Source organism: Variovorax sp. Varisp85 (assembly GCF_047304045.1).
Taxonomy (GTDB): Bacteria; Pseudomonadota; Gammaproteobacteria; order Burkholderiales; family Burkholderiaceae_C; genus Variovorax.
Genome location: NZ_JBGLYN010000066.1, coordinates 16115 through 38716, shown reverse-complemented (window position 1 = coordinate 38716; position 22602 = coordinate 16115). Strand labels below are relative to the sequence as shown.

Genomic DNA, 22602 nt, shown 5'->3' with positions numbered 1-22602 from the left:
CCCCGGCCCCGTGCGGCAGCGCAACGGCCAGCGCCCCGCAACCCTCCCCCTGGAGCCAAGACCATGAAAGCAACCTGGAACGGCGTCACCATCGCCGAAAGCGACGACACCGTGATCGTCGAAGGCAATCACTATTTCCCGATGAGCGCACTCAACCGCGACTACGTCACCTTCAGCAACCACAAGACCACCTGCGCCTGGAAGGGCTCGGCCAGCTACTACTCGCTGCTGGTCAACGGCGAGCTCCACACCGACGCCGCCTGGTACTACGCCGACCCCAAGCCCGAAGCCGAAGAGATCCGCGACCGCGTCGCGTTCTGGAAGGACGTGAAGGTCAGCGCGCAGTGACCACGGCCGCCTTCACTCCGCCGTTCATCGCCCCGGCCGAGCTGCCCGCCGCACTGCGCGAGCAAGGCTATGCGGTACTCAGCCCGCAGGGTGTGGGCGAATGGCTTGGCGCACCGATCGCGCAGCTCGATGCACTGCACGCCGACTGGAACGGCCTCCCGCCCGACGACTACCTGAAGGACGGTGGCCGCTACCGCACTCGGCGCCACGCCTGTTTCACCATCGAAGCCGACGACCACGCCACGCTCACGCAGGTGCCGCACCGCGCGCACTGGCAGCCGGTCGAATACAACGCGCTGCACGGCGGCATGCAGCGCTGGTTTGCGCCGATGCTCGATGCCACCGTGGCACAACCCGTGTGGCAGCGGCTGCTGCGGCAGCTCGGCAAGGCCTGCAGCGACATGCGTGGCACGACACGGCAGCGCTGGTACGTGGAAGCGCACCAGTTCCGCATCGACACCGCCGGCGGCATCGGCCGGCCGACGCCCGAAGGTGCGCACCGCGATGGGGTCGATCTCGTGGCCGTGGCACTCGTCGGCAGGCACGGCATCAAGGGCGGCGAGACGCGCGTGTTCGAGGCCAATGGCCGCCGCGGCGAGCGCTTCACCATGACCGAACCGTGGACCCTGCTGCTGCTCGACGACGCGCGTGTGATCCATGAATCGACGCCGATCCAGCCGCTCGAGGAGGGCGGCGAAGGCTGGCGCGACACGCTCGTGATCACTTGCCGGGCCAAGGGTTTCCAGGGGGATTGACGCCCCGTTTCCCGTCGCTGCCTTGAGTCCTACAGGTTCCCTCCGGCATCGGGGTTAAATTCGGGGTCCGGCTCGACGGTGAGTCGTGTCTGTCTGCGACGAAAGCGAGGTCCCGCCATGTTCAATCACATCCTGGTTCCGATCGACGGCTCCGAAACTTCCATGCTCGCCGTCAGCAAGGCCAGCGGCCTCGCGCTGGCTTTCGGTAGCCGCATCACGTTGATTCACGTGATCGACAACTATCCCTTCATCGGTGTGGGCGCGGACTACGCGCTCGGCCAGAACGAATACCTCGCCGCAGCCACGGCCAGTGCCAATGCGGCGCTCGCGCGCGGCGTGGCGGCGCTCGCGGCCGAAGGCCTTCACAGCGACCAGCGCGTGATCGACGGCCACGTGGTGCACGAAGGCATCGTCGATACGGCCATCGCCATCGCGGCCGACCTGATCGTGATGGGCTCGCACGGCCGCAGCGGCATCGAGAAACTGCTGCTGGGCAGCGTGACGCAGCGCGTGCTGCAGGACGCCAACATGCCCGTGCTGGTCGTCAAGGGCGGCTGATCGCTCAGGAGACGATGAAATCGGGCGGCCGATTGAAGCAAAGGTCTTGCTGCGTCACCGGGTGCACGAATCCCAACTCGCTCGCGTGCAGCAACAGGCGCGGCGCACGCGCTTGCAGGGCTGCATCGCCGTACAGCGCATCACCGAGGATCGGATGGCCGATCGAGAGCAGGTGCACGCGCAGCTGATGCGAGCGGCCCGTCAGCGGCTCCAGCAGCACGTGGGTCGCGGCGGGCTCGCCGGGTAGCAGCGACACCGCCTTCCACCGCGTGACGCTGGGCTTGCCCGCAGGATCGATCTTCTGCAGTGGCCGGCGCGGCCAGTCGGCCATCAGCGGCGCGTCGATCAGCGACCAGTCTGCCCGCACCGGCATCGCGCCGTCGACGACGGCTTCATAGCGCTTGTGCACCCGCCGCTCGGCAAAGGCCGCGCTCAGCGCGCGCTGCATGGGGATGCCGCGTGCCATCACCACCAGCCCGCTCGTGCCCATGTCGAGGCGATGCACGATCAGCGCGTCGGGCCACTGCCGCATTGCGCGCGCGCTCAGGCAATCCTGCTTGTCCTCGCCGCGGCCGGGCACGCAGAGCAGGCCGGCGGGCTTGTCGAACACCAGCAGGTAGGGGTCTTCGTGGAGGGGGTGCAGGAGCGGCGGCGCGGTCATGGATGCCGCCGAGTGTAGAGAGCCCGTTGCAGGCCCGTTTTGGCCCTCTCATGCCGCGCTCATGAAGCCTCGGCTATCCTCGAACGAATGTCCGGCCCCGCCCCTGTTTCCGCTTCTTCCACCGACGCCGCAGCCATTCCCTTGGGCGCCGCGGTCTCTTCCCCCGGCTTTTCCGACCTGACGCGCGAGCGTCCGTTCATGCAGATGTGGACGGCGCGGCTGTTCGGCACCGCCGCCTCGCAGATGCTGCTGGTGGCCATCGGCTGGCACATGTACGAGCTCACCGGCAGCGCCTGGGACCTGGGCCTCGTGGGCCTCTACCAGTTCGTACCCGCACTGCTGCTGGCGCTGCTGGCCGGCCATGTCGTCGACCGCCACCATCGCGGGCGCATCGTGGCGGCCTGCTTCGCGGTGCAGGGACTGGTGGCACTGGCGCTGCTGCTGGCGGTGCTCGAGAAGCACGACACGCGCGGCCTGCTGCTGGGGCTGTCGCTGGTGCTGGGCGCGGTGCGCGCCTTCCAGATGCCGGCACAGCAGGCGCTGACGCCGCTGCTGGTGCCGCCCGCCATGCTGTCGCGCGCGATGGCCTTCAGCTCGGCCGGCATGCAGGGCGCGATCATCGGCGGGCCGGCCCTCGGCGGCCTGCTGTTCGTGGCGGGCATGGCGGTGGTCTACGGCGCCAGCGTGGCGTTCTTTGCGGTCGCCTGCGCGCTGGTTCTGCGGCTGCGCTATGCCTACACGCCGGCCGCGCGCGAACCGGTCACGCTGGCCACCGTGTTCGCGGGCGTCGATTTCATCTGGAAGCGCAAGCCCGTGCTCGGCGCAGTCTCGCTCGACCTGTTCGCGGTGCTGCTGGGCGGTGCGGTGGCGCTGCTGCCGATCTACGCCAAGGACATCCTGCACACGGGGCCCTGGGGGCTCGGCCTGCTGCGCAGCGCGCCGGCGGTGGGCGCGCTGGTGATGTCCATCGCGCTCACGCGCCGGCCGGTCGAGCGCAACGTGGGGCGCACGCTGCTGCTGGCCGTGGGGCTCTTCGGGGTGTGCATGGTGGTGTTCGGCATTTCGAAGAGCTTCGTCGTCTCGCTGATCGCGCTGGCGGTCTCGGGCGGCGCCGACATGGTCAACGTGGTGATCCGCCAGACGCTGGTGCAGCTCGAGACGCCCGATGCGATGCGCGGGCGGGTGAGCGCGGTCAACTCGATCTTCATCGGCGCGAGCAACCAGCTCGGCGAGTTCGAATCGGGCGCCACGGCGGCGCTGCTCGGACCGGTCGGCTCGGTGGTGGCGGGCGGCGTGGGGACGATGCTGGTCGCGCTGACGTGGTTCAAGCTGTTCCCGTCGCTGGCGCAGCGGGACCGGCTGGTGGTGGCGGCGCCTTCCGCCAGGCCTCCCCCGGCCTAATCCGCGAACAGGGCGCGAGCGCCGGGCACGTCGAGCGTCAGGTCGCCCAGCGCCTGTGCCACGCAAGGCAGGATCCAGCCCTCGGCCTTTTCCTCGGCGCTCAGGCCGGGCCATTCGATGGTGTGGCGGGTTTCGCCGGACAGCCGCCGGCAGATGCAGGTGCGGCAGGTGCCGTTGCGGCACGAGCTCGGCAGTTCGATGCCGGCTTCTTCGGCGGCCTTCAGGAGCGTGGTGGCGGCGTCGGTCTCGAAGTCGAGGCCCGAGGGCTCGAGTCGGACCTTCATGGTTGCGGCGGCGGTTCCTGTTGCTGCTGTTCGCGGCGTTGCTCGCGCAGCATGAAGAGGTACAGGCTCTCGACCTTCTCGCGCGCCCACGGCGTCTTGCGCAGGAACTTGAGGCTGGAACTCACGCTCGGGTCGAGCGTGAAGCAACGGACGGGCACGAGTTCGCTCAGGTGCTCCCATCCGTAGTAGTCGACCAGCGCCGTGACGATGGCTTCCAGCGTCAGCCCGTGCAACGGGTTGCGTGGCTGGGCCTTTTTGGCCGCGGGGGCTGGCGCTTGACCGGTCACTTGTTCTTGAGCTTGCCGCGGGGGATCACGGCGGTGGTGATCGTGCGCACGGGCTCGATGCCGCCGGTGCCCACAGGCTTGGGTGGCGAAGTGTCCTTCTTCGGTTTCTTCGCTTCCTTGGTGCTGCGTTGCTGACCCTTGGCCATGTCGAATTCTCCTGTTGTTGCGACGGATACAGCAGGCAGTTTAGCGGTGCGGCGACAATACGCGGTTCCATCCGATTTCCCGCATTCATGTCAGATTACGAAGTTCGCCCCGCCACCATGCGCGACGCCAAGGCCGTTGCCGAGGTCCACGCCCTGTCCGCCAAGGCCGCCTACGAAGGCATCCTCCCCGAAGAAGAGCTGCGCATGCTGGCCCCGGCCTCGCGCGAAGCCAAGTGGCGCGAAGCCATCGAATTCAGCGAACCCCAGGTGCACGTGGCCACGCTCGACGGCCAGATCGTCGGCTTCGTCGGCTTCGACCGCTCGCGTGACCCCAAGACGCCGCCCACCACCGGCGAGATCTGGGCGATCTACGTCAAGCCCGAGCATTGGGGCAAGGGCGTGGGCGTGGCCCTCTGGGACGCCGCGCGCGAAGGCCTGGAAGAAGAGGGCTGCACGACGGTCACCATCTGGGTGCCGATCCGCAACGATCGCGCCATGCGCTTCCACGAACTCGCCGGCTTCAAGCGCGAGATGAAGACCGCCAAGACCACCGCCCTGGGCACGGTGCGCGTCGAGGAAATCCGCCTCAAGCGCGACGTTTCCTGACATGGACGCCGGCGGCAGCACCCTCGGCCACGCCGCGCGCGTGCGATCGCACCAGCGCCGCACCGCCGCCGTGCAATGGATTCGCCGCACCCATGGCTGGTTCGGCCTGTGGGGCGCGGTGCTGGGACTGCTGTTCGGTTTCAGCGGCATCTGGCTCAACCACCGCAACGTGCTGAAGCTGCCGCAGGCCCAGGAGCGCACGCGCGCCCAGCTGGCGCTGCCCGATCCGGTGCCGGCAACGCCCGAGGCGATGAGCCTGTGGTTGCAGGGGGCGCTGCGCATGAGCGGCCCGCCCAGCGCCTCGCGCATCGAACCGGCCAAGCCCGTCGCCTGGGCCGACAAGAGTGACACGGGCGACAAGAGCGCCCCGGCGCTCATGCAGCCGGCGCACTGGGTGTTCAACTTCGGCGGCCCCAACGAGATCGTGCAGGCCGAGTACTGGCAGGGCAACCGCTCGGTCGGCGTCGCCACTACGCACAATGGCTTCGTTGCCACGCTCACCAACATGCACAAGGGCGGCAGCATGCCGCTGCCGTGGATCCTGCTGGTCGACACGCTGGCCGGCAGCCTGATCTTCCTGTCGATCTCGGGCGTGGCGCTGTGGATGCTTACGCACCGCCGCCGCCGCGTGGGCCTGGCGCTGTTCGGCGTGTCGCTGGCCGCGATGCTGGCCATTGCGCTCGGCGCTCTCTGATTCGCCGGCAAGCTCGCATGCCGGCTCCCGTTCAGGGCGCCCGCGTACGGTTATTGCAGGGGGCGGGTGGCGGCTGCGGATAAGCTCGCCGCTTCTTTTTCAGCCCTGATCTTGCCCCATGGCCACCAGCCTGCTCCTGCTTCTCGACGACATCGCGACCGTTCTCGATGACGTGTCGATCCTCACCAAGGTCGCCGCCAAGAAAACGGCCGGCGTGCTGGGCGACGACCTTGCGCTCAATGCGCAGCAGGTGTCCGGCGTCAAGGCCGAGCGCGAGATTCCGGTGGTCTGGGCCGTGTGCAAGGGCTCGTTCGTCAACAAGGCCATCCTCGTGCCCGCGGCGCTCGCCATCGGCACCTGGCTGCCGTGGCTGGTAACGCCGCTGCTGATGGTGGGCGGTGCGTTCCTGTGCTTCGAAGGTACCGAGAAGCTCGCGCACAAGTTCCTGCACAAGAAGGAGCACGAAGCCGACACCCAGCGCCACGAGAAGGCCGTGGCCGACGCCTCGGTCGACGTGGTCGCGATGGAGAAGGACAAGATCAAGGGCGCGGTACGCACCGACTTCATCCTCTCGGCCGAGATCATCGCCATCACGCTGGGCACCGTGCAGGGCCAGCCTTTCACGACGCAGTTGACCGTGCTGGTCGGCATCGCGCTGATCATGACCATCGGCGTCTATGGCCTCGTGGCCGGCATCGTGAAGCTCGACGACGCGGGCCTCTACCTGAGCCAGCGCGCCAGCGCCGCATCGCGCGCCCTGGGCCGCGGCATCCTGGCTGCGGCACCCTGGCTCATGAAGGCGCTGTCGGTGGCCGGCACGGCCGCGATGTTCCTCGTGGGCGGCGGCATCCTGGTGCATGGCTTGCCGGCGCTGGGCCATGCGGTCGAGGGCTGGGCCACGGCCACGGGCGGCGTGTTCGGCACGCTGGGCTCGATGGGCGTGAACGCCGGCGTGGGCCTCGTGGCCGGCGCCATCGTGCTGGCCGTGGTGGAACTGGTCGGCAAGCTGCGCGGCAAGAAGGCCTGAGAGGCCAGGTTGTTGGCTACTGGCGCGGCTTGCCGCGCTTCACCAGCTCGACCGCGATCAACGCCACGCCCAGCACCACCGCGAACCAGCCGACCAGATAGGCCCCTGCCACCATCTCGAACCAGCGCGTGCCCTGCAGGAAGCGCGGCCCCAGCAGAACGGCGACGCCGATCACGAGGCAGAGGATGCCGCGCTCGAGCGTGCGGAGTTGTCGTTTGGGTTGCGCCATGGCTTTTTCGTGCGGGGGTGTGTGGATCGATCAGTGCGTCATTGTCCCGCGCATCGCGGCCGGATGGCCCTGCAGCGGAAACGACTTGCCCGTCGGCACCAGCGTGTCGCCATCGAGCCGCAGGATCGTGATGTCCTGGTCGATGAAGTTGCCCACGTAGAGGTACTTGCCGTCGGCGCTCCACACCGCGCCCTCGGGCAGGCCGCGCACCTCCACCTCATTGGCGCGCGTGACCTTCTTGCCGTCGATCTTCAGCAGGACCACCGAGCCGTTGCGGTTGTAGAAGTAAGCGCTCTTCGACGCGTTGCTGCCGCGCAGGATCACCGCCACCGCATGCCTGCCGGTCGGGCTCACGGCGAGGCCTTCGGGGCCGTCGCCCACCACCACCTTGTCGACCACGCGTGGCGGTGCGGCTTCGAGGTCGATCACGCTCACCGTGTCGACCTGGCCGTCGGAGGCGCCCGAGTTGCCGTTGTCGGCCGTGAGCGCGAGCTTGCCGTCGGGCGTCACGTCGACGTTGTAGGGCCACAGGCCGGCGGCGAGGTCGACCTTGTTGTAGCTGACCTTCTCGCCGTTCACGTCGAGCAGCGCGATCTTGTGGCTCGGAAACTTGGCAGCCAGCGCGCGCTTGCCATCGGGCGTGAAGCGCACGTGCGCCACCGAATCGCCCATGGCCACGGTGTCGATCAGCGTCACCTTCTTGCCCGCGATGCGCAGCACGCTCACCGAGTTGTCGGCGCGGTTGGCCACCAGCGCGAGGTTGCCCGCGCGGTTGATCGACAGGCCCGAGGGCTGCTTGCCGACCTGCAGCGTGTCGAGCAGCCTGGGCGGCGTGGTGGTCAGGTCGATCACGAAGAGGCGGTTGTCGGGTACCTGCTTGCGCGCGCCGTTCTCCTCGATCACGTTGAGCGAGTTGGCGACCAGCGCCAGCGTTTCGCCGGGCGTGATCGCGAGGTTGGTCGGCGGCCCGGCGATGGTGTTGTCCAGCTGCAGCGTGCCGAGCACCTTGGGCGCCAGCGGGTCGGTGCCGATGTCGAGCACCTGCACCGTGTCGCGCCCCATCGGGCCGAGGGCCACGACACCGGCGTCGTTCCACGACTGCTTCTCGTCGTTGGCGACCAGCATCAGCTGGCGCTGCGGCACGGTGGGCGTCATGTTCGCGCAGCCGGCAAGCACTGCAAGGGCGGCGGCCAGGGCGGGGGCCGCGAGTGCGGCGGGGCGGAACTTCATGCTGTCTGTCTCCGGTGTTGTTGTGCGCGCATGGTAGCGAACGGCGCGGCTTCGCCGCCGGCCCGCGCCCGGCACAATCGATCGATTCACTCCCTGGGGCCCACATGACCATCGAGATACCGAAGGAAGCGCGCCAGCAGGCCATCACCTCCATCGAGCGCTACTTCCGCGAAAACATGGAGGAGCCGATCGGCAACATCGCGGCCGGCGCGCTGCTCGGCTTCTTCCTCGAAGAGGTCGGCCCGCTCGTCTACAACAAGGCCGTGGCGGATGTGCAGGAGCGCCTGCAATCGCGCATCTCGGAGGTCGACCTCGAAGTGCACGAGGACGAATTCCAGTATTGGCGCAAGTACGACAAGCAAAAGAAGGGAAGGTAGGGCGTCGCGCCCGCGCATCGCCGTGCATTCAGAAGTGCTTCAAAACGTTGCAGAATTCGAAGCCATGCATCTCCACCGCACTTCCCCACGTTCCGCGCTCACCTCCGCTCTGCGCGCCCTTGCCGCCTTGCCCCTCGTGCTGGCTGCGTCCCTTGCCACCGCGCAGCAGGAGCCGTCCGGCTTTCCGATGGATTCGGTCGGGTACTTGAACGAGGAACTGCCTCGCATGGAAGCCGCCATCGCCGCGAGAGACCGCAGCTTCTTCCATGGCGCGATGATCCGCACGGTGCAGTTTTCGGAACGCTGGGGCTTCAAGGTCAAGGCCAATCCCGATCTCGCGGCCTACCCGATGTGCACGTCGGCGGTGATGGACTACGTGGTCGTCGGCATGTGCAGGCTCACGCCTTCCGACGAGTGCGAACCGGGGCTGGCCTCGCGCTTCGATGCCAATGTGCAGCGCTGCCGCGAAGCGGCCGCGAAAAAGTAGACGAAAGAGGCACCCGCCATGGACTACGCCCGCTACCAGACCCTCGCCATCACGCGCCGAGGTGCGAATGGCGCGGTGCTCGACATCCAGATGCGGGCCGCCAACGGCAAGCTGCCCACGGCGGGCCATGACGGCCACCGCGAGCTGGCCGAAATCTGGCGCGACGCATCGGCCGACGACAGCGTGCGCTGCGCGGTGCTGCGGGGCGAAGGCCAGGGCTTCTCGGGCGGCGGCGACCTCGCGATGGTGCAGGACATGACCACCAACGATGCAGTGCGCCAGCGCGTGTGGCGCGAGGCGCGCGACCTCGTCTACAACATCATCAATTGCGACAAGCCCATCGTCAGCGCCATGCACGGCCCGGCCGTGGGCGCGGGGCTGGTGGCGGGGCTGCTGGCCGACATTTCCATCGCCGCGAAGAACGCGAAGATCGTCGACGGCCACACGCGCCTGGGCGTGGCGGCGGGTGACCATGCGGCCATCGTCTGGCCGCTGCTGTGCGGCATGGCCAAGGCCAAGTACCACCTGCTGCTGTGCGAGCCGGTGAGCGGCGAGGAGGCCGAGCGCATCGGCCTCGTGTCGCTCGCGGTGGAGGAGTCCGACCTGCTGCCGCGCGCCTACGAGGTGGCCGACCGGCTCGCGGCCGGCAGCCAGAGCGCGATCCGCCTGACCAAGTACGCGCTGAACAACTGGCTGCGCCAAGCCGGGCCGACCTTCGATGCCTCGCTGGCGCTCGAATTCATGGGCTTCGCGGGCGCCGACGTGCGCGAGGGCGTGGCCTCACTGCGCGAACGGCGCGCGCCGGACTTCGGCTGACTGCTTCCATCAGGCAGCGTGCCGAACTCCAGGCACGGTGCGCGGTCCTCAGCCTGGAGGAAAGTCGACACCCGCCTCGCCCGCCTTCCAGGGCGCGTACTTGTGCATGGCGCGCTCGAACAGGTCCGAGACGGTCCAGTCCGACAGCCATGCCTGCAGGCGGGGCCAGGGCTGGGCATCGAACCATGCGGCGTCGACCATCGCGAACTGGCGCACGAAGGGCATGACGGCGGCGTCGGCCAGCGTGGCGTGGGCGCCGGCCAGATGCGGCGTGGCCGACAGCCTGGCTTCGAGGCCGCGCAGGAACTGGGCGCCGCGCTCGCGGGCGGGCTTCCCACCATCCGCATGCCGGTTGGGATATTTGTAGCGGTCGAGCTGGGGCTTGAAGTCGTCGTCGCAGGCGCCGACCAGCGCGAGCATGTCCTGCAGCGTGCCGGTGCCGGGCTGCAACCAGCGCCGCGGATCATTGCGGCGCAGGGCCCACAGCATCACATCGAGGCTTTGTTCCAGCACCGTACCGTCTTCGGTGAGCAGTACGGGCACCGTGCCCTTGGGCGAGGCCTGCAGCATCTCGGCGGGCTTGTTCTTCAGCACCACTTCGCGCAGCTCGCAAGGCTGGCCGCTCGCGACCAGCGCCAGGCGGGCGCGCATCGCGTAGGGGCAGCGGCGGAACGAATAGAGGACGGGGAGAGCGTTGGGCATGCGCGGCGTACAGGCGAAGCGGCCGATTTTCGGTGACCGTGCCCGGTCGCGTGCGGGCAGGTTTTTCTACACAATCGCCGCATGCCCGAACACCTTTTCCTCCGGCTCGACGACGACCCCTTGCACGGGCCTGAATCGAACCTGCCCGCCGGCACGCTACGCCCGCTGAAGGATTGCGTGGCGGTGGTCACCGGCGCGAGCCGCGGCGCGGGGCGCGGCATCGCGGTCGAATTGGGTGCGGCCGGCGCCACCGTGTACGTCACCGGGCGCAGCACGCGCGAAAGGCCCGCCGATACCTACGGCCAGTTGCTCGCCTTGTCGGACATGGCCGTGGCGCCCGGCAGCATTGACGACACCGCCGACGAGGTCACGCGCCAGGGCGGGCGCGGCATCGCGGTGCAATGCGACCACACGAACGAACAGGAAGTGGCTGCGCTCTTCGCCCGCGTGGAGCGCGAGGCAGGCCGCCTCGACCTGCTCGTGAACAACGCCTGGGGCGGCCACGAGACATTCACGGGCGTGTTCGACGCGCCGTTCTGGGAGCATCCCCTTGCCAACTGGGACGCGATGTTCGACCGCGGCGTGCGCAACCACCTCGTGGCGAGCCGCTGCGCCGCGCCGCTGATGGTGCGGCGCAAGAGGGGGCTGATCGTCACCACCACCTTCTGGGACCGCGGCCACTACCTGCGCGGCAATCTCTTCTACGACCTGGCCAAGGCGTCGATGACGCGGCTGGCCTTCGGCATCGCGCAGGAGCTGAAGCCGCACGGCGTGGCCTCGGTTGCCGTGTCCCCAGGCTGGATGCGCACCGAGTTCGTGCTCGCGGGCCACAAGACCGACGAGGCGGACTGGCAACAGCGGCCCGAGCTGGCGCGCACCGAATCGCCGCGCTACCTGGGGCGGGCGGTCGCGGCGCTGGCGGGCGATGCGAGGGTGCTGGAGAAAAGCGGCGAGGTGTTGCGCGTTGCCGACCTGGCGCGCGAGTACGGCTTCACCGACATCGATGGAAGGCAGGTCGCGGCTTTCGAGATGCAGGTAGGGCCGTAGGACAAGTTCGCGCCCGACCGGGGAAAAGCGCGTACCGGCAACGGCCTGCGCGCGGGTGCACCATGCACGTCAATCCCTTCAATCACCCCAGGAGGTGACCTGCCATGTCCGCCCCAGCCGAAGCCACCGAACTGGTATCCGCCAGCCGGCTTGCCCGTTCCAATTCCGTCCGGTTCCCGGGCGAAAGCGTCGCCTACCGGCGGGCTCGCACGGAACTCCTTGCCGAGGAGATCGATTTGCGCCGACGCATCGAACGCGTCGCGGAAATGCGCCGCGCACTGCCCCCGGGTGGCGAGGTGCCGCAAGACTACGAGTTTCAGGGAGCCGGTGGGCCGGTCAGGCTCTCCGAACTTTTCGGCGAGCACGGCACGCTCATCACCTACAACTGGATGTATGGCCCGAAACGTGAGCGTCCGTGCCCCATGTGCACCTCGCTGCTGAGCGCCTACGACGGCGAGATGCCCGACATCCTGCAGCGCGTGGCGTTCGCGGTCGTCGCGAGCTCGCCGATCGAGCGGATGACGGCTTTCGCCAGGGAGCGCGGCTGGCGGCACCTGCCGCTGTATTCATCGGCCGGCAACACCTTCAACCGCGATTACGCCGGCGAGACGCCCGAAAGCGGCGACAACCCGGCATTCAACGTGTTCTGGCGCGACGGCGGGACGATCCGCCACTTCTGGGGCGGCGAGATGGGCGCTGGAACCTCCGACCCCGGGCAGGACCCGCGCGGAGCGCCCGATGCGATGCCGATATGGAACCTGCTCGACATGACGCCCGAAGGGCGGGGGACCGACTGGTATCCCAAGCTGTCCTACTGAGCGATTGGGCCTCTCGGGGGGGGGGTATAAACGCAACATGGTTGCGTTGCTTCATATAATGCAATTCTGTTGCATATATGGAGACCGCCCCGATGGCCGACCGCCTTCCTGTCACCGTGCTCTCCGGCTTTCTCGGCGCCGGCAAGACGACGCTGCTCAACCACATCCTCCACAACCGCGAGGGCCGGCGCGTGGCGGTCATCGTCAACGACATGAGCGAGGTCAACATCGACGCTGCGCTCGTGCGCGACGGCGGCGCCCAGCTCTCGCGCACCGACGAGAAGCTGGTCGAGATGAGCAACGGATGCATCTGCTGCACCCTGCGCGAAGACCTGCTGCTCGAGGTCCATCGCCTGGCGAAGGAGGGCCGCTTCGACCAGCTCGTGATCGAGTCCACCGGCATCTCCGAGCCCCTGCCCGTGGCCGAGACCTTCACCTTCGCGGGCGAGGACGGCAAGAGCCTGGCCGACGTGGCGCGGCTCGACACCATGGTGACCGTGGTCGACGCCTTCAACTTCCTGCGCGACTACGGCTCGCCCGACAGCCTCGGCCAGCGGGGGCAGTCCCTCGGCGATGAAGACACGCGCACGGTGGTCGACTTGCTGATCGAGCAGATCGAGTTCTGCGACGTGCTGGTGGTCAACAAGACCGACCTCGTCACGCGCGAGGAGCGCGAGCGGCTGATGGCGATATTGCACAGGCTGAATCCGCGCGCGCGCATCGAGGTGTCGGAGTTCGGCCGCGTGGCGCTCGACCGCGTGCTCGACACTGGCCTGTTCGACTTCGGGCAGGCCGAGCAGGCGCCGGGCTGGCTGGCCGAGCTGCGCGGCGAGCACCTGCCGGAAACCGAGGAATACGGCATCCGCAGCTTCGTGTACCGCTCGCGCATTCCGTTCCATCCCAAGCGGTTCTGGGAGCTGGTGCACAGCGAATGGGAAGGCGTGGTGCGCTCCAAGGGCTTCTTCTGGCTCGCGAGCCGCGCCACGCGCGCCGGCTCGTGGTCGCAGGCCGGCGGCGCCTGCCGCCATGGCGCGGCGGGTTTCTGGTGGGCGGCGGTGCCGCGCGAGCACTGGCCGACCGACCCTGACGCGCTGGAGCTGATCCGCAAGAACTGGGACTCGGCCACGGGCGACGCCCGGCAGGAGCTGGTGCTGATCGGCATCGGCATGGATGAGGAAGCGCTGCGCACCCGGCTCGATGCCTGCCTGCTCACGGAAGACGAAATGCGCTTCGGCGCCTCGTGGTGGCGGAACTTCCCGGACCCGTTCCCTTCGTGGAACGCGTGAAAAGAGCTATCGGGCGCAGTCGCCGCAGGTGCCGTGCAGCGTCAGCGCGGTGTGCCGCGTATCGATGCCCTGCTTGCGCAAGGCCCGGCCCAGCCGGCCCATCACCTTCGGAAGCTCGGGGTCGGACGGCAGCGCCAGCACCTTGTGGCACTGGTCGCATTCGAAGGTGTTGCCCGACTCGGCCTCCACGTGGCGCGAAAAGCGATTGACTCGGTCGGTGCCCACGCGGCGGTCGCACAGGCCCGCCTCGACCAGTCGGTCGAGCACACGGTAGACGGTGACGCGGTCGGGTGCTTCGCCTGTGGCCGCCGTATAGGCAGCGGCCACTTCCTCGTGCGTGAGCGGCTGCGAATTGTGTTCGAGCAGTTCGAGCACGGTCTGCGCAGCGCGGGTCACGCGCAGGCCGCTGCCGCGCAGCAGCATTTCGCTGTCGAACGGGGCGGCGGGACAGGGCTTCGGATGCGAGGTGGTGGTCTTCATATGCGAAACGCCATTGTGTTGCATTCCGCGGCGCCGCGGGCGGCGAAACGATGTGCAAGTCAGCCAACCGGCCGTATCGGCGCCTTCGGCCGGGCCCGAATGCGCTAAGGTCTGGCCATCCGCATTCCTGAATACCTTTGTCCGACCATGTCCCGTCCTCCCATCGAGATCGAAACCGCCCCCAATCCCACCGCCACGGTGATCGTGATGCACGGCCTCGGCGCCGACGGCAACGATTTCGTGCCCATCGCCAACGAACTCGACCTCTCGCCCGTGGGCCCGGTGCGCTTCGTGTTCCCCAATGCGCCGGTCATGCCCGTGACCATCAACGGCGGCTACCGGATGCCGGCCTGGTACGACATCGCCTTGCCCGACCTGGCGGCGCAGGAGGACGAGGCCGGCCTGCGCCGCTCGCAGGCGACCATCGAAGCGATCATCTCGAATGAAAAGGCCCGCGGCATCGCCGCCAGCCGCATCGTGGTGGCCGGCTTCTCGCAAGGCTGCGCGATGGCGCTCATGACGGGCCTGCGCCACACCGAGCGCCTGGCCGGCATCGTCGGCCTCTCCGGCTACCTGCCGATCGCGGCCACCACGGCGGCCGAACGGCACGCAGCCAACCACGAAACGCCCGTGTTCCTTGCCCATGGCCGGCAGGACCCCGTGGTGCCCCTGGCCGCCGCGATGCGCTCGCGCGACGCGCTGGCCGCTCTGGGCCATGCTGTCGAGTGGCACGAATACACGATGGCGCACTCGGTGTGCATGGAAGAAATCGCCGACCTCAACAGCTTCCTGCTGCGGGTGCTCGGCCGAACCTTGTCGAAGGAGGCAACAAAATGATTCTGGTCATCGGACACGCCCTGGCAAAGCCCGACACCCTGCAGGCGATGCTCGCCATCAGCACCGAGCACGTGCTGCGCTCGCGTGCCGAGCCCGGCTGCATCTCGCACGAGGTCTCGACCGACGTGCAGGAGCCGCTGCGCCTGACTTTCGTGGAGCGGTGGAGCGACATGGCCGCGCTGCAGGCGCACTTCCGCGTGGATGCCTCGCGGGCTTTCGGCAAGGCGCTCGCGGCCATGGCCGACGGCACGCCGGAGATGCACGTCTACGAGTCGAGCGAGATCGACCTGTCGGCAGGCCGCGCCGGGGCCTGAGCTTCGTGCGCCATCCGAAGCGCGGCCTATGCAGAAAGCTATCAAAAACATAGCGAGCGACAGGGTAGCGGGGCGAGGGATTCCCTGCACGAGCAATGCCCGCGCGCCCGTGCTACCTTCCAGCCCCTCAGAAGATTGATGGGTATAACAATATGAGCAACAGATTGCAGGAGAGGCTGGTTGCACTTTCAGCCGCACGACTGAAGGGCATGCGGCGTGGCATCGAGAAGGAAAGCCTGCGCGCGCTGCCCGACGGCAAGCTCGCGCTGACGCCGCATCCGATCGCCCTGGGCTCGGCGCTCACGCATCCGCACATCACCACCGACTTCAGCGAATCGCAGCTCGAACTCATCACGGGCGTGCATGCGGGCGTCGAATCGGCGCTCGAGGAACTGACGCGGGTTCACCAGTTCACCTACCGCGTGCTCGACCAGCTCGGCGACGAGCGTCTCTGGGTGTCGAGCATGCCTTGCGGCCTGCCGACCGACGAGACGATTCCGATCGGCCGCTACGGCTCCTCGAACGTGGGCCGCGTCAAGAGCGTCTACCGCATGGGCCTGAGCCACCGTTACGGCCGGCGCATGCAGACCATCTCGGGCATCCACTACAACTGGTCGCTGCCCGACGTGTCGAGCGAACAGTACTTCGCGCTGATCCGCAATTTCCGTCGCCAGGCCTTTTTGCTGCTGTACCTGTTCGGCGCTTCGCCGGCCCTGTGTTCGAGCTTCGTGGCGGGCCGTCCGCACGAGCTGCAGCCGCTGGGTGACGGCAGCATGTTCATGCCGCACGGCACCTCGCTGCGCATGGGCCGCCTGGGCTACCAGAGCGATGCGCAGGCCTCGCTGGCCGTGAGCTACAACAGCCTCGAGGGCTACGCCGCCTCGCTGCAGGACGCGCTCACGCGCCCGTGGCCGGCGTACGAAGCCATCGGCATCCGCAACCTCGGCGGCGACTACAACCAGCTCGGCACCAGCCTGTTGCAGATCGAGAACGAGTTCTACGGCACCATCCGCCCCAAGCGCGTGATCAACCCCGGCGAGCGCCCGCTGCATGCGCTGCGCGAGCGTGGTGTGGAGTACGTCGAAGTGCGCCTGATGGACCTCGACCCCTTCGAGACCGTCGGCATCAATGCGCAGACCATGCGCTTCATCGACGTGTTCCTGCTGCACTGCCTGTTGAGCGACAGCCCCAACGACACGCCGCAGGAAATCGCCGAGCTCGCGCAGAACCAGCACCTCACGGCCGCGCGCGGCCGCGAGCCGGGCCTGAAGCTGCTGCGCGGCGGGCGCGAGGTGGCGCTGGCCGACTGGGGCCTGGAGCTGGTCGAGCAGTGCCAGCCCATCGCCGCCGCGCTCGACGCGGCGCAGGGCGGCACGGCGCATGCCGACGCGGTGCGCGCCGCCAGGGCCGCGCTGCACAGCCCCGACAGCCTGCCCTCGGCCCGCGTGCTCGCAGCCGTCGAGAAAGACCATGGCAACTCCTTCATCGGCTTCGTGCGCGCCCAGTCCGAGCAGACCCGCGCCACGCTGCTGGGGCTGCCGTTCCCGGCCGCGCAGCAAGCCGAATTCGAGCAGATGACGGCCGAGTCGCTGCAGGAGCAGAAGCGCATCGAGGCGGCCGACACCATGCCCTTCGAAATTTATCGCGAGCAGTACGTCTCGCCCGCGCGCCTGGGCGTGTCACGCGGCCGCATGGCCGTCGCCGCTTAGGACTTTGGTTCAGTCTTCGTTTCGAGCCCCTTCGCTTGACGACAGGGGGGGTGGCGGATGACCTACAGGCATTGACCCGCATTGCCCACCGCGTGCAAACGGGCCGGGGCGAAGATGGCCGCCATGCGGTTCAAGGCATATCTCGTCGAAGACAGCCCGGTGATCCGGGAGAACCTGGCCGGTTTTCTGGAAGACCTGGCCGAGGCACAAGTCGTGGCTTCCGCGAGCACCGAGCAGGAGGCCATCGACTGGCTGCGCCTGCACGGCTCCAAGGATGACTGGGACCTGACCATCATCGACCTGTTCCTCCAGCGCGGCAACGGGTTCGGCGTGATTCGCGCCTGCCGTCACCGGGCGCCGCACCAGAAGGTGGTCGTGCTCAGCAACTACGCCACCGCCGACATGCGCGAGCGTTCGCGCGCGCTGGGCGCCGATGCCTTCTTCGACAAATCGGCCGAACTCGACCAGCTGGTGGCCTTCTGCGAGAAGGTGCGCTCTCCCGGGTGACGCGCGCACGACTGGGGTCGTACGCCTTCTGGGGTAAAACGCCACGCTGCCGCCCGAGGCGGCGCCGAGCAACTCCCAGGAAAGCGACAGAGAGAAATGAGCAACAACAGCAGCATCGACTTCAAGGGCCGCGTGGCCATCGTGACCGGCGCGGGCGGCGGCCTCGGCCGCCAGCACGCGCTGGCGCTGGCCGCGCGCGGCGCGAAGGTAGTGGTCAACGACCTGGGCGGCGCGCGCGATGGCTCCGGCGGTTCGGTGAATGCCGCGCAGGCGGTGGTCGACGAGATCAAGGCCGCGGGCGGCGAAGCTATTGCCAACGGCGCGTCCGTCACGGACTTCGAGGCGGTGCAGGCCATGGTCCAGCAGGCGGTCGATGCCTGGGGCCGCGTCGACATCCTGGTCAACAACGCCGGCATCCTGCGCGACAAGAGCTTCGCCAAGATGGAGCTGGCCGATTTCAAGCTGGTGGTCGACGTGCACCTGATGGGCGCAGTGAACTGCACCAAGGCCGTCTGGGCGCTCATGAACGAGCAGAAGTACGGCCGCATCGTGATGACCACCTCGTCGTCGGGCCTGTACGGCAACTTCGGCCAGAGCAACTACGGCGCGGCCAAGCTCGCGCTGGTGGGCCTTATGCAGACCTTGAGCATCGAAGGCGCGAAGAACGACATCCGCGTGAACTGCCTGGCGCCCACCGCCGCCACGCGCATGACCGAGGACCTGTTCCCCAAGGAAATGCTCGAAGCCTTCCGCCCCGAGGCCGTGGTGCCCGCGATGCTGGTGCTGGCCGCGCAGGATGCGCCCAACCGCACCATCCTGTGCGCGGGCGCCGGCACCTTCGAGGCCGCGCACATCACGCTGACGCAGGGCGTCTGGCTGGGCATTGACGCCGACACGCCGGAGCAACTGGCGGCGCGCCTGTCGGAGGTCACGCAGCGCGAAGGCGAGGCCGTGCCACAGAGCGGTACCGCGCAGGGCGCGAACGAAGTCGCCAAGGGCATGGCGAACGCGAAGAGGGGCTGATCGACGCCCATGGTGTCCATGGCGCTTGACCTCGAGTGCACTCGAGCATTTCCAATGGATTTTCCGGAATCGCCGGTTCATTCAATCCAAGGAAATCAAGCCATGAACACGATCGACAACAAGGCCCTGGTCCAGCGCATCCACGACGAGCTGGACAAGGGCAACGGCCAGGCCTTCGTCGACAGCCTGGCGGACGACGCCAGCTGGAAGCTCGAAGGCACCACCCCGTGGTCGCGCACCTACCGGGGCAAGAAGGCGATCCGGGAGGAGCTGCTGAACCCGCTCTTCGCGCAATTCGCGGCGCCCTATGTGAGCAGGACCGAGCGCATCATCGCCGAGGGGGACCGCGTGGTGGTGCTGTTCAGCGGCGACGTGCCCACCAAGGCCGGCAAGCGCTACAACAACCACTATTGCTACGTCTACCGACTCGAAGGAGGCAAGGTGAAAGAGCTGACCGAGTACTTCGACACCGCACTGGTCCAGGAAGCGCTGCAGGCGCCCCCGGCCGCCGTTGCCGCCCATGCCGGCTGACGGCGGCACGCCTTTCCACATCGGCGAGCTGGCCACGCGCACCGGCCGCACGGTGCACGCCATCCGCTGGTACGAGACGCAGGGACTGGTGCCCGGCGTGGCGCGCGACGAGGGCGGCCGGCGCCTCTACGTCGAGCTGCACGTCGGATGGCTCGACCTGATGGAGCGCCTGCGCCGCACCGGCATGTCGATTGCCGAGATGCGCGAATACACCGCGCTGGCAGTGCAGGGCAAGGTCACGCTGCGCCAGCGGCGCGACATGCTCGCCGCGCACCGGGAGCGCGTGACGCAGACCATTGCCGAGTGGAAGCGGGCGCTGTCGCTGGTCGACCGCAAGATCGGCTTCTACGACGAATGGATGGCCAGCGGCCGCCGCCCGCCGCTCGTTCCCGCCGAAACGCCCGGCCTGAAGCCGCCGAAGCGCAAGGGCAGGTGAGCGGACCTACTCGGCGATGAAGCCCGGGTCCGTGCGGATCGAGCCGCGGTCGCGGTGGTTGTGCAGGCGCCCCAGCGTGTTGTCCAGCAAGCGCTTGAGCTTGTCGGCCGCGCCGCGGAAGGCCTCGTCGAGGCTGGTAGCGTGCTGCGTCACCGCCAGCGGCTGGTGGTGCGCCAGGCGTGCCTCCATCACGCAGCACTTGTCGCCGCCGCCGGTCTTGTCGTGGTTCTCGTCGCTCAAGTGCACTTCGACGCGCGTCACGTCGTCGACGAAACGGCTCAGGTGCTGCTTGATCTCGGTGTCGGCCCAACGCTCCAGCGCGTCCTTGTTCGTGATGCCGTTGCTCGTGTTGACCTGGATCTGCATGCAATATTCCTGCTGGATAGATGGATGAACGAAGGCCCACTGTGCGCCCCCCTGTGCCCCGGCGTGCGTAGGCCTGTTCCCTACCCATGCGCCGGGCAGGGTCCGCAAAGCGGGCAACAGGGGTTCAGCTCTGGATGTACGTGGTCAGCTGCTCGATGGTGGCCTCGTGGTCCGAGATGATGTCGTCCATCAGGTCCTGGATGGAGATCATGCCGATCACCTTGTCGCCGTCGACCACCGGCAGGTGGCGGAACTTGCGCTGGCTCATCAGCGTCATGCAGGCGCGCGTGCGGGTCTGCGGGGTGACGGTCATCACGTCGGGCGTCATGATGTCGCGTACCTTCACTTCCTTCGAGTTCTTGCCCTGCAAGGCGACCTTGCGGGTGTAGTCGCGTTCGGACAGGAAGCCCACCAGCTTCTCGCCGTCCATCACCATCAGCGCGCCCACCTCGAAGCGCGCCAGGGTGGACAGCGCATCGAACACGCTGGTGTCGGGGGAGGTGCGCCATGCTGCGGAATCATGGCGCTTGAGCAGTTCGGAGACGGGTTTCATCGCAGGTAACTCCATCAAAGGGTTTCGATTCGACCGACGCTCGGGCGCCGCACTCGGTCAAATCATAGGGGCGATGACTGCCCCCGCGATGCAAACCCACTAGGGGATTGCGCGTGTTTGCAACGCACGCGCAATGCGAGAGGACTTAAGGCTGGGCGGGCGCTGCGGCCAGCACGCGGCTCAACGCCACGGGATCGCCCACCACCGTCTTCACGAGGCCCTTCTCGTCGAACTGCACCTGGAACTCCGACCAGCTGTCGCGCCAGTAGCGCCACACCGGTGCGTCGAGGCTGGGGTTCTCGCTGGCAACCGGATAGCCGATGGCCATCAGCACCTGCTCGCGCGTCATGCCGGGCATCACCTTCACGGCGAGGATGGCGTTGCGCACGGCGGGCGGGAAGGCCGCCATCTTCTGCTTCGGGTCTTCGGTCACCACATAGCGCTGCGCGAACGCAGGCAACGGGATGTTGCGGCTGTAGTCGTTCTTGATGCGCTGCGGCTTGCCGGCCAGATCCAGGTTGAACCAGCGGAAGTCGTACGCGGTGATGCGCGCCGGCGTGCCCACCGCGACGATGCTCGTGCCCTGCTCGTCGTAGTTGATGTCGCTGATCGAGTCGCCGTAGGTGCGCATGTTGCAGCACAGGTAGCCGTTGATCATGGGGCCGGGGGGAGGAGAAGGCCGCTGGGCATGGGCGACGGTGACGGTCGCGGGCACGACGATGGCTGCCAGCAAGGCGGCAGCGGCAAGGCGCTTGAACATGGATTTCCCTCGAAGTTGTTGGAGTGGCTGCGCGGGGCAGCGCGCGGATTCTAGGATCGAACAGGCCCGAAGCGAAGGCAGAATGCCCGCATCCAGCTATCGAAAGCGTAGCAACAAGGTCCCGTTCAGGTTCCCGGTTCACAATGCGCACCCGGCCCCCTTTCGGTGGCCACCCATTCCCAGACAGCGCGAAAGAAAGAGCCAACCGATGGCGATCCAGTGGTTCCCCGGTCACATGTATGCGACCCAGAAGGCCATCACCGAGCGGGTGAAGGACATCGACGTGGTCATCGAACTGCTCGATGCGCGCCTGCCCGGTTCCAGCGCCAACCCGATGCTGGCCGAGCTCACGGCCGGGCGGCCCACGCTGAAGGTGCTCAACAAGCAGGACCTGGCCGACCCCGTGCGCACCGCACTCTGGCTGGCGCACTACAACGCGCTGCCTGCCACGCGCGCCATCGGGCTCGATGCGAGCCAGACCACGCCCGCGCAACAACTCGTGAAGGCCTGCCATGAGCTTTCACCGAACCGCGGCGGCATGGCCAAGCCGATGCGCGTGCTGATCTGCGGCATTCCCAACGTGGGCAAGTCCACCCTCATCAACACGCTCACCGGCGGACGCAAGGCCAAGACCGGCGACGAGGCCGGCATCACCAAGCTCGAACAGCGCATCACGCTGGCCGACGACTTCTATCTGTGGGACACGCCCGGCATGCTGTGGCCGCGCATCATCGTGCCCAAGAGCGGCTACAACCTAGCGGCCAGCGGCGCGGTGGGGCGCAACGCCTTCGACGAGGAAGAGGTGGCGCTGGAGCTGCTCAACTACCTCAAGACGCACTACGCCGCGGGCGTGGCCGCGCGCTTCAAGCTCGTGGAGCTCGACACCGAGACCATGGCCGGCATGAAGGACGAGGCGCTGCTCGACACCATCGGCCGCAAGCGCGGCGCGCTGCTGGGCAAGGGCCGCGTCAACCTTCAGAAGGCAGCGGAGATCGTGATGCACGAGTTTCGCGCGGGCAACCTGGGGCGCATCACGCTCGAAACGCCGGAAGAGTTCACGCTGTGGCTGGCCGATGGCCAGCGTGCCGATGCCGAGCGCGCGGCGAAGAAGGCCGCGCGCAAGCACAAGGGCAAGCCGAAGCCCGAGATCGCGCCCGAACAGGACGCCTGAGAGGCGCCCGACGCCCCGAGACTCGCCACTCCGGCGCGAAGAGCGCCGCTGTCGCCAATGCAACTGTTCACTACCCCGCCCGTCACGCGCGTGACGGCGCCTGTCCTGCGTGGTTCGTAGAGTGGCCTGAACCGCTTCTCACACCCGCCCCGCAAA

32 protein-coding genes are annotated in these 22602 nt (G+C 67.9%); 21 read left to right on the top strand and 11 right to left on the bottom strand.

The features are described 5' to 3' along the window. The first annotated feature begins 63 nt into the window (after nucleotides 1–63). From ACCC97_RS22535 to ACCC97_RS22525, 3 genes are all read left to right on the top strand, one after another. Nucleotides 64–348, top strand: coding sequence for a DUF427 domain-containing protein (locus ACCC97_RS22535; protein WP_007833937.1), 285 nt, complete (start codon nucleotides 64–66; stop codon nucleotides 346–348). Beyond that, nucleotides 345–1103 (top strand): 2OG-Fe dioxygenase family protein, encoded by a 759-nt coding sequence (locus ACCC97_RS22530; RefSeq protein ID WP_007833936.1) that lies wholly within the window; start codon nucleotides 345–347, stop codon nucleotides 1101–1103. The genes ACCC97_RS22535 and ACCC97_RS22530 overlap by 4 nt, the downstream gene beginning before the upstream one ends. A gap of 117 nt (nucleotides 1104–1220) precedes the next feature. Then, nucleotides 1221–1661: a universal stress protein gene (locus tag ACCC97_RS22525; RefSeq protein WP_007833935.1), complete on the top strand. Its 441-nt coding sequence runs from the start codon at nucleotides 1221–1223 to the stop codon at nucleotides 1659–1661. A gap of 4 nt (nucleotides 1662–1665) precedes the next feature. Here ACCC97_RS22525 and ACCC97_RS22520 read toward each other — a convergent pair whose 3' ends face one another. After that, nucleotides 1666–2322 carry an RluA family pseudouridine synthase gene (locus ACCC97_RS22520; RefSeq protein WP_413335156.1) on the bottom strand — a complete coding sequence of 219 codons (657 nt, stop codon included), beginning with the start codon at nucleotides 2320–2322 and terminating at the stop codon, nucleotides 1666–1668. Nucleotides 2323–2409: 87 nt separating this feature from the next. Between ACCC97_RS22520 and ACCC97_RS22515 the strand changes: the two genes are divergently transcribed. Further along, nucleotides 2410–3723, top strand: a complete 1314-nt coding sequence (locus ACCC97_RS22515) for an MFS transporter (protein ID WP_413335154.1) — start codon at nucleotides 2410–2412, stop codon at nucleotides 3721–3723. Here the strand turns inward: ACCC97_RS22515 and ACCC97_RS22510 are convergent. Genes ACCC97_RS22510 through ACCC97_RS22500 form a run of 3 tightly spaced genes read right to left on the bottom strand, consistent with a single transcriptional unit; the run spans nucleotide 3720 to nucleotide 4440 of the window. Then, the gene (locus ACCC97_RS22510) at nucleotides 3720–4007 is read right to left on the bottom strand and encodes a 2Fe-2S iron-sulfur cluster-binding protein (protein WP_413314130.1); all 288 of its coding nucleotides are present in this window, start codon (nucleotides 4005–4007) and stop codon (nucleotides 3720–3722) included. The genes ACCC97_RS22515 and ACCC97_RS22510 overlap by 4 nt on opposite strands. Then, the gene (locus ACCC97_RS22505; RefSeq protein WP_413335152.1) at nucleotides 4004–4294 is read right to left on the bottom strand and encodes a VF530 family DNA-binding protein; all 291 of its coding nucleotides are present in this window, start codon (nucleotides 4292–4294) and stop codon (nucleotides 4004–4006) included. The genes ACCC97_RS22510 and ACCC97_RS22505 overlap by 4 nt, the downstream gene beginning before the upstream one ends. Next, entirely contained in the window at nucleotides 4291–4440 is a 150-nt protein-coding gene (locus ACCC97_RS22500; RefSeq protein ID WP_007833921.1) for a hypothetical protein, read from the bottom strand. The genes ACCC97_RS22505 and ACCC97_RS22500 overlap by 4 nt, the downstream gene beginning before the upstream one ends. Nucleotides 4441–4527: 87 nt before the next feature. Here ACCC97_RS22500 and ACCC97_RS22495 point away from each other — a divergent pair, with 87 nt between their 5' ends. The 3 genes from ACCC97_RS22495 to ACCC97_RS22485 all read left to right on the top strand — a co-directional run bounded on the left by ACCC97_RS22495 (nucleotide 4528) and on the right by ACCC97_RS22485 (nucleotide 6767). Beyond that, the gene (locus ACCC97_RS22495) at nucleotides 4528–5046 is read left to right on the top strand and encodes a GNAT family N-acetyltransferase (RefSeq protein WP_042673438.1); all 519 of its coding nucleotides are present in this window, start codon (nucleotides 4528–4530) and stop codon (nucleotides 5044–5046) included. 1 nt (nucleotide 5047) lies between these two features. After that, entirely contained in the window at nucleotides 5048–5740 is a 693-nt protein-coding gene (locus tag ACCC97_RS22490) for a PepSY-associated TM helix domain-containing protein (RefSeq protein ID WP_413335150.1), read from the top strand. A 118-nt stretch (nucleotides 5741–5858) separates the two neighbouring features. Next, on the top strand, nucleotides 5859–6767 hold the full coding sequence (locus ACCC97_RS22485) for a DUF808 domain-containing protein (RefSeq protein WP_007833898.1): 909 nt from the start codon (nucleotides 5859–5861) through the stop codon (nucleotides 6765–6767). Nucleotides 6768–6783: 16 nt separating this feature from the next. On the opposite strand, the gene ACCC97_RS22480 is transcribed toward ACCC97_RS22485, so the two are convergent. Together ACCC97_RS22480 and ACCC97_RS22475 are read right to left on the bottom strand one after the other, a co-directional pair. Further along, a complete protein-coding gene (locus ACCC97_RS22480) occupies nucleotides 6784–6996 on the bottom strand; it encodes a hypothetical protein (RefSeq protein ID WP_007833897.1) in 213 nt (70 codons plus the stop codon). 30 nt (nucleotides 6997–7026) lie between these two features. Continuing rightward, nucleotides 7027–8226 (bottom strand): lactonase family protein, encoded by a 1200-nt coding sequence (locus ACCC97_RS22475; protein WP_413335148.1) that lies wholly within the window; start codon nucleotides 8224–8226, stop codon nucleotides 7027–7029. A gap of 104 nt (nucleotides 8227–8330) precedes the next feature. Between ACCC97_RS22475 and ACCC97_RS22470 the strand changes: the two genes are divergently transcribed. The 3 genes from ACCC97_RS22470 (at nucleotide 8331) to ACCC97_RS22460 (ending at nucleotide 9906) form a co-directional block, all read left to right on the top strand. After that, a complete protein-coding gene (locus ACCC97_RS22470; protein WP_007833887.1) occupies nucleotides 8331–8603 on the top strand; it encodes a DUF2164 domain-containing protein in 273 nt (90 codons plus the stop codon). A gap of 64 nt (nucleotides 8604–8667) precedes the next feature. Beyond that, the gene (locus tag ACCC97_RS22465; RefSeq protein ID WP_413314133.1) at nucleotides 8668–9090 is read left to right on the top strand and encodes a hypothetical protein; all 423 of its coding nucleotides are present in this window, start codon (nucleotides 8668–8670) and stop codon (nucleotides 9088–9090) included. Nucleotides 9091–9108: 18 nt separating this feature from the next. Then, nucleotides 9109–9906, top strand: a complete 798-nt coding sequence (locus tag ACCC97_RS22460; protein WP_413335146.1) for an enoyl-CoA hydratase/isomerase family protein — start codon at nucleotides 9109–9111, stop codon at nucleotides 9904–9906. Between the two features lie 48 nt (nucleotides 9907–9954). Here ACCC97_RS22460 and ACCC97_RS22455 read toward each other — a convergent pair whose 3' ends face one another. Continuing rightward, a complete protein-coding gene (locus ACCC97_RS22455) occupies nucleotides 9955–10608 on the bottom strand; it encodes a glutathione S-transferase (protein ID WP_413335144.1) in 654 nt (217 codons plus the stop codon). A gap of 81 nt (nucleotides 10609–10689) precedes the next feature. Between ACCC97_RS22455 and ACCC97_RS22450 the strand changes: the two genes are divergently transcribed. The 3 genes from ACCC97_RS22450 (at nucleotide 10690) to zigA (ending at nucleotide 13759) form a co-directional block, all read left to right on the top strand. Next, nucleotides 10690–11655, top strand: a complete 966-nt coding sequence (locus ACCC97_RS22450) for an SDR family NAD(P)-dependent oxidoreductase (protein WP_413335142.1) — start codon at nucleotides 10690–10692, stop codon at nucleotides 11653–11655. Between the two features lie 104 nt (nucleotides 11656–11759). Then, the gene (locus ACCC97_RS22445) at nucleotides 11760–12473 is read left to right on the top strand and encodes a DUF899 family protein (RefSeq protein WP_413335140.1); all 714 of its coding nucleotides are present in this window, start codon (nucleotides 11760–11762) and stop codon (nucleotides 12471–12473) included. A 92-nt stretch (nucleotides 12474–12565) separates the two neighbouring features. Next, on the top strand, nucleotides 12566–13759 hold the full coding sequence (zigA, locus tag ACCC97_RS22440) for a zinc metallochaperone GTPase ZigA (protein ID WP_413335139.1): 1194 nt from the start codon (nucleotides 12566–12568) through the stop codon (nucleotides 13757–13759). Nucleotides 13760–13765: 6 nt separating this feature from the next. On the opposite strand, the gene ACCC97_RS22435 is transcribed toward zigA, so the two are convergent. Then, nucleotides 13766–14239 (bottom strand): Fur family transcriptional regulator, encoded by a 474-nt coding sequence (locus tag ACCC97_RS22435; RefSeq protein ID WP_413335137.1) that lies wholly within the window; start codon nucleotides 14237–14239, stop codon nucleotides 13766–13768. Between the two features lie 147 nt (nucleotides 14240–14386). On the opposite strand from ACCC97_RS22435, the gene ACCC97_RS22430 reads away from it, so the two are divergent. The 7 genes from ACCC97_RS22430 to ACCC97_RS22400 all read left to right on the top strand — a co-directional run bounded on the left by ACCC97_RS22430 (nucleotide 14387) and on the right by ACCC97_RS22400 (nucleotide 19596). Further along, a complete protein-coding gene (locus ACCC97_RS22430) occupies nucleotides 14387–15076 on the top strand; it encodes an alpha/beta hydrolase (RefSeq protein ID WP_007833869.1) in 690 nt (229 codons plus the stop codon). Further along, nucleotides 15073–15390 (top strand): putative quinol monooxygenase, encoded by a 318-nt coding sequence (locus ACCC97_RS22425; RefSeq protein ID WP_007833867.1) that lies wholly within the window; start codon nucleotides 15073–15075, stop codon nucleotides 15388–15390. Before ACCC97_RS22430 ends, ACCC97_RS22425 begins: the two co-directional genes overlap by 4 nt. 152 nt (nucleotides 15391–15542) lie before the next feature. After that, nucleotides 15543–17099 (top strand): glutamate--cysteine ligase, encoded by a 1557-nt coding sequence (gshA, locus tag ACCC97_RS22420; protein WP_413335134.1) that lies wholly within the window; start codon nucleotides 15543–15545, stop codon nucleotides 17097–17099. 123 nt (nucleotides 17100–17222) lie between these two features. Next, entirely contained in the window at nucleotides 17223–17606 is a 384-nt protein-coding gene (locus ACCC97_RS22415) for a response regulator transcription factor (RefSeq protein ID WP_042673450.1), read from the top strand. 96 nt (nucleotides 17607–17702) lie between these two features. Then, the gene (locus ACCC97_RS22410; protein WP_413335132.1) at nucleotides 17703–18629 is read left to right on the top strand and encodes an SDR family NAD(P)-dependent oxidoreductase; all 927 of its coding nucleotides are present in this window, start codon (nucleotides 17703–17705) and stop codon (nucleotides 18627–18629) included. A 102-nt stretch (nucleotides 18630–18731) separates the two neighbouring features. After that, nucleotides 18732–19160: a nuclear transport factor 2 family protein gene (locus ACCC97_RS22405; protein ID WP_007833859.1), complete on the top strand. Its 429-nt coding sequence runs from the start codon at nucleotides 18732–18734 to the stop codon at nucleotides 19158–19160. After that, nucleotides 19150–19596: a MerR family transcriptional regulator gene (locus ACCC97_RS22400; RefSeq protein ID WP_007833858.1), complete on the top strand. Its 447-nt coding sequence runs from the start codon at nucleotides 19150–19152 to the stop codon at nucleotides 19594–19596. Before ACCC97_RS22405 ends, ACCC97_RS22400 begins: the two co-directional genes overlap by 11 nt. 6 nt (nucleotides 19597–19602) lie before the next feature. Here the strand turns inward: ACCC97_RS22400 and ACCC97_RS22395 are convergent, their stop codons facing one another. The 3 genes from ACCC97_RS22395 to ACCC97_RS22385 all read right to left on the bottom strand — a co-directional run bounded on the left by ACCC97_RS22395 (nucleotide 19603) and on the right by ACCC97_RS22385 (nucleotide 21275). After that, nucleotides 19603–19962, bottom strand: a complete 360-nt coding sequence (locus tag ACCC97_RS22395) for an HPF/RaiA family ribosome-associated protein (RefSeq protein WP_007833857.1) — start codon at nucleotides 19960–19962, stop codon at nucleotides 19603–19605. Between the two features lie 124 nt (nucleotides 19963–20086). Beyond that, entirely contained in the window at nucleotides 20087–20515 is a 429-nt protein-coding gene (locus ACCC97_RS22390) for a CBS domain-containing protein (protein ID WP_007833856.1), read from the bottom strand. Nucleotides 20516–20660: 145 nt separating this feature from the next. Further along, the gene (locus ACCC97_RS22385) at nucleotides 20661–21275 is read right to left on the bottom strand and encodes a SmpA / OmlA family (RefSeq protein ID WP_007833854.1); all 615 of its coding nucleotides are present in this window, start codon (nucleotides 21273–21275) and stop codon (nucleotides 20661–20663) included. Between the two features lie 208 nt (nucleotides 21276–21483). On the opposite strand from ACCC97_RS22385, the gene ylqF reads away from it, so the two are divergent. Further along, nucleotides 21484–22446: a ribosome biogenesis GTPase YlqF gene (ylqF, locus tag ACCC97_RS22380; RefSeq protein ID WP_413335129.1), complete on the top strand. Its 963-nt coding sequence runs from the start codon at nucleotides 21484–21486 to the stop codon at nucleotides 22444–22446. Nucleotides 22447–22602: the final 156 nt, after the last annotated feature.

Bases quoted from the DNA above. Each gene is read 5' to 3' on its own strand.
- ACCC97_RS22430 (WP_007833869.1), top strand. From the start codon at position 14,387: ATGTCCCGTCCTCCCATCGAGATCGAAACCGCCCCCAATCCCACCGCC.
- ACCC97_RS22385 (WP_007833854.1), bottom strand. From the start codon at position 21,275: ATGTTCAAGCGCCTTGCCGCTGCCGCCTTGCTGGCAGCCATCGTCGTG.
- gshA (WP_413335134.1), top strand. From the start codon at position 15,543: ATGAGCAACAGATTGCAGGAGAGGCTGGTTGCACTTTCAGCCGCACGA.
- ACCC97_RS22390 (WP_007833856.1), bottom strand. From the start codon at position 20,515: ATGAAACCCGTCTCCGAACTGCTCAAGCGCCATGATTCCGCAGCATGG.
- ACCC97_RS22470 (WP_007833887.1), top strand. From the start codon at position 8,331: ATGACCATCGAGATACCGAAGGAAGCGCGCCAGCAGGCCATCACCTCC.
- ACCC97_RS22400 (WP_007833858.1), top strand. From the start codon at position 19,150: ATGCCGGCTGACGGCGGCACGCCTTTCCACATCGGCGAGCTGGCCACG.
- ACCC97_RS22450 (WP_413335142.1), top strand. From the start codon at position 10,690: ATGCCCGAACACCTTTTCCTCCGGCTCGACGACGACCCCTTGCACGGG.
- ACCC97_RS22415 (WP_042673450.1), top strand. From the start codon at position 17,223: ATGCGGTTCAAGGCATATCTCGTCGAAGACAGCCCGGTGATCCGGGAG.
- ACCC97_RS22485 (WP_007833898.1), top strand. From the start codon at position 5,859: ATGGCCACCAGCCTGCTCCTGCTTCTCGACGACATCGCGACCGTTCTC.
- ACCC97_RS22455 (WP_413335144.1), bottom strand. From the start codon at position 10,608: ATGCCCAACGCTCTCCCCGTCCTCTATTCGTTCCGCCGCTGCCCCTAC.
- ACCC97_RS22480 (WP_007833897.1), bottom strand. From the start codon at position 6,996: ATGGCGCAACCCAAACGACAACTCCGCACGCTCGAGCGCGGCATCCTC.
- ACCC97_RS22425 (WP_007833867.1), top strand. From the start codon at position 15,073: ATGATTCTGGTCATCGGACACGCCCTGGCAAAGCCCGACACCCTGCAG.
- ACCC97_RS22510 (WP_413314130.1), bottom strand. From the start codon at position 4,007: ATGAAGGTCCGACTCGAGCCCTCGGGCCTCGACTTCGAGACCGACGCC.
- ACCC97_RS22445 (WP_413335140.1), top strand. From the start codon at position 11,760: ATGTCCGCCCCAGCCGAAGCCACCGAACTGGTATCCGCCAGCCGGCTT.
- ACCC97_RS22410 (WP_413335132.1), top strand. From the start codon at position 17,703: ATGAGCAACAACAGCAGCATCGACTTCAAGGGCCGCGTGGCCATCGTG.
- ACCC97_RS22490 (WP_413335150.1), top strand. From the start codon at position 5,048: ATGGACGCCGGCGGCAGCACCCTCGGCCACGCCGCGCGCGTGCGATCG.
- ACCC97_RS22520 (WP_413335156.1), bottom strand. From the start codon at position 2,322: ATGACCGCGCCGCCGCTCCTGCACCCCCTCCACGAAGACCCCTACCTG.
- ACCC97_RS22500 (WP_007833921.1), bottom strand. From the start codon at position 4,440: ATGGCCAAGGGTCAGCAACGCAGCACCAAGGAAGCGAAGAAACCGAAG.
- ACCC97_RS22465 (WP_413314133.1), top strand. From the start codon at position 8,668: ATGCATCTCCACCGCACTTCCCCACGTTCCGCGCTCACCTCCGCTCTG.
- ylqF (WP_413335129.1), top strand. From the start codon at position 21,484: ATGGCGATCCAGTGGTTCCCCGGTCACATGTATGCGACCCAGAAGGCC.
- ACCC97_RS22435 (WP_413335137.1), bottom strand. From the start codon at position 14,239: ATGAAGACCACCACCTCGCATCCGAAGCCCTGTCCCGCCGCCCCGTTC.
- ACCC97_RS22395 (WP_007833857.1), bottom strand. From the start codon at position 19,962: ATGCAGATCCAGGTCAACACGAGCAACGGCATCACGAACAAGGACGCG.
- ACCC97_RS22515 (WP_413335154.1), top strand. From the start codon at position 2,410: ATGTCCGGCCCCGCCCCTGTTTCCGCTTCTTCCACCGACGCCGCAGCC.
- ACCC97_RS22535 (WP_007833937.1), top strand. From the start codon at position 64: ATGAAAGCAACCTGGAACGGCGTCACCATCGCCGAAAGCGACGACACC.
- ACCC97_RS22525 (WP_007833935.1), top strand. From the start codon at position 1,221: ATGTTCAATCACATCCTGGTTCCGATCGACGGCTCCGAAACTTCCATG.
- ACCC97_RS22495 (WP_042673438.1), top strand. From the start codon at position 4,528: ATGTCAGATTACGAAGTTCGCCCCGCCACCATGCGCGACGCCAAGGCC.
- ACCC97_RS22460 (WP_413335146.1), top strand. From the start codon at position 9,109: ATGGACTACGCCCGCTACCAGACCCTCGCCATCACGCGCCGAGGTGCG.
- zigA (WP_413335139.1), top strand. From the start codon at position 12,566: ATGGCCGACCGCCTTCCTGTCACCGTGCTCTCCGGCTTTCTCGGCGCC.
- ACCC97_RS22405 (WP_007833859.1), top strand. From the start codon at position 18,732: ATGAACACGATCGACAACAAGGCCCTGGTCCAGCGCATCCACGACGAG.
- ACCC97_RS22475 (WP_413335148.1), bottom strand. From the start codon at position 8,226: ATGAAGTTCCGCCCCGCCGCACTCGCGGCCCCCGCCCTGGCCGCCGCC.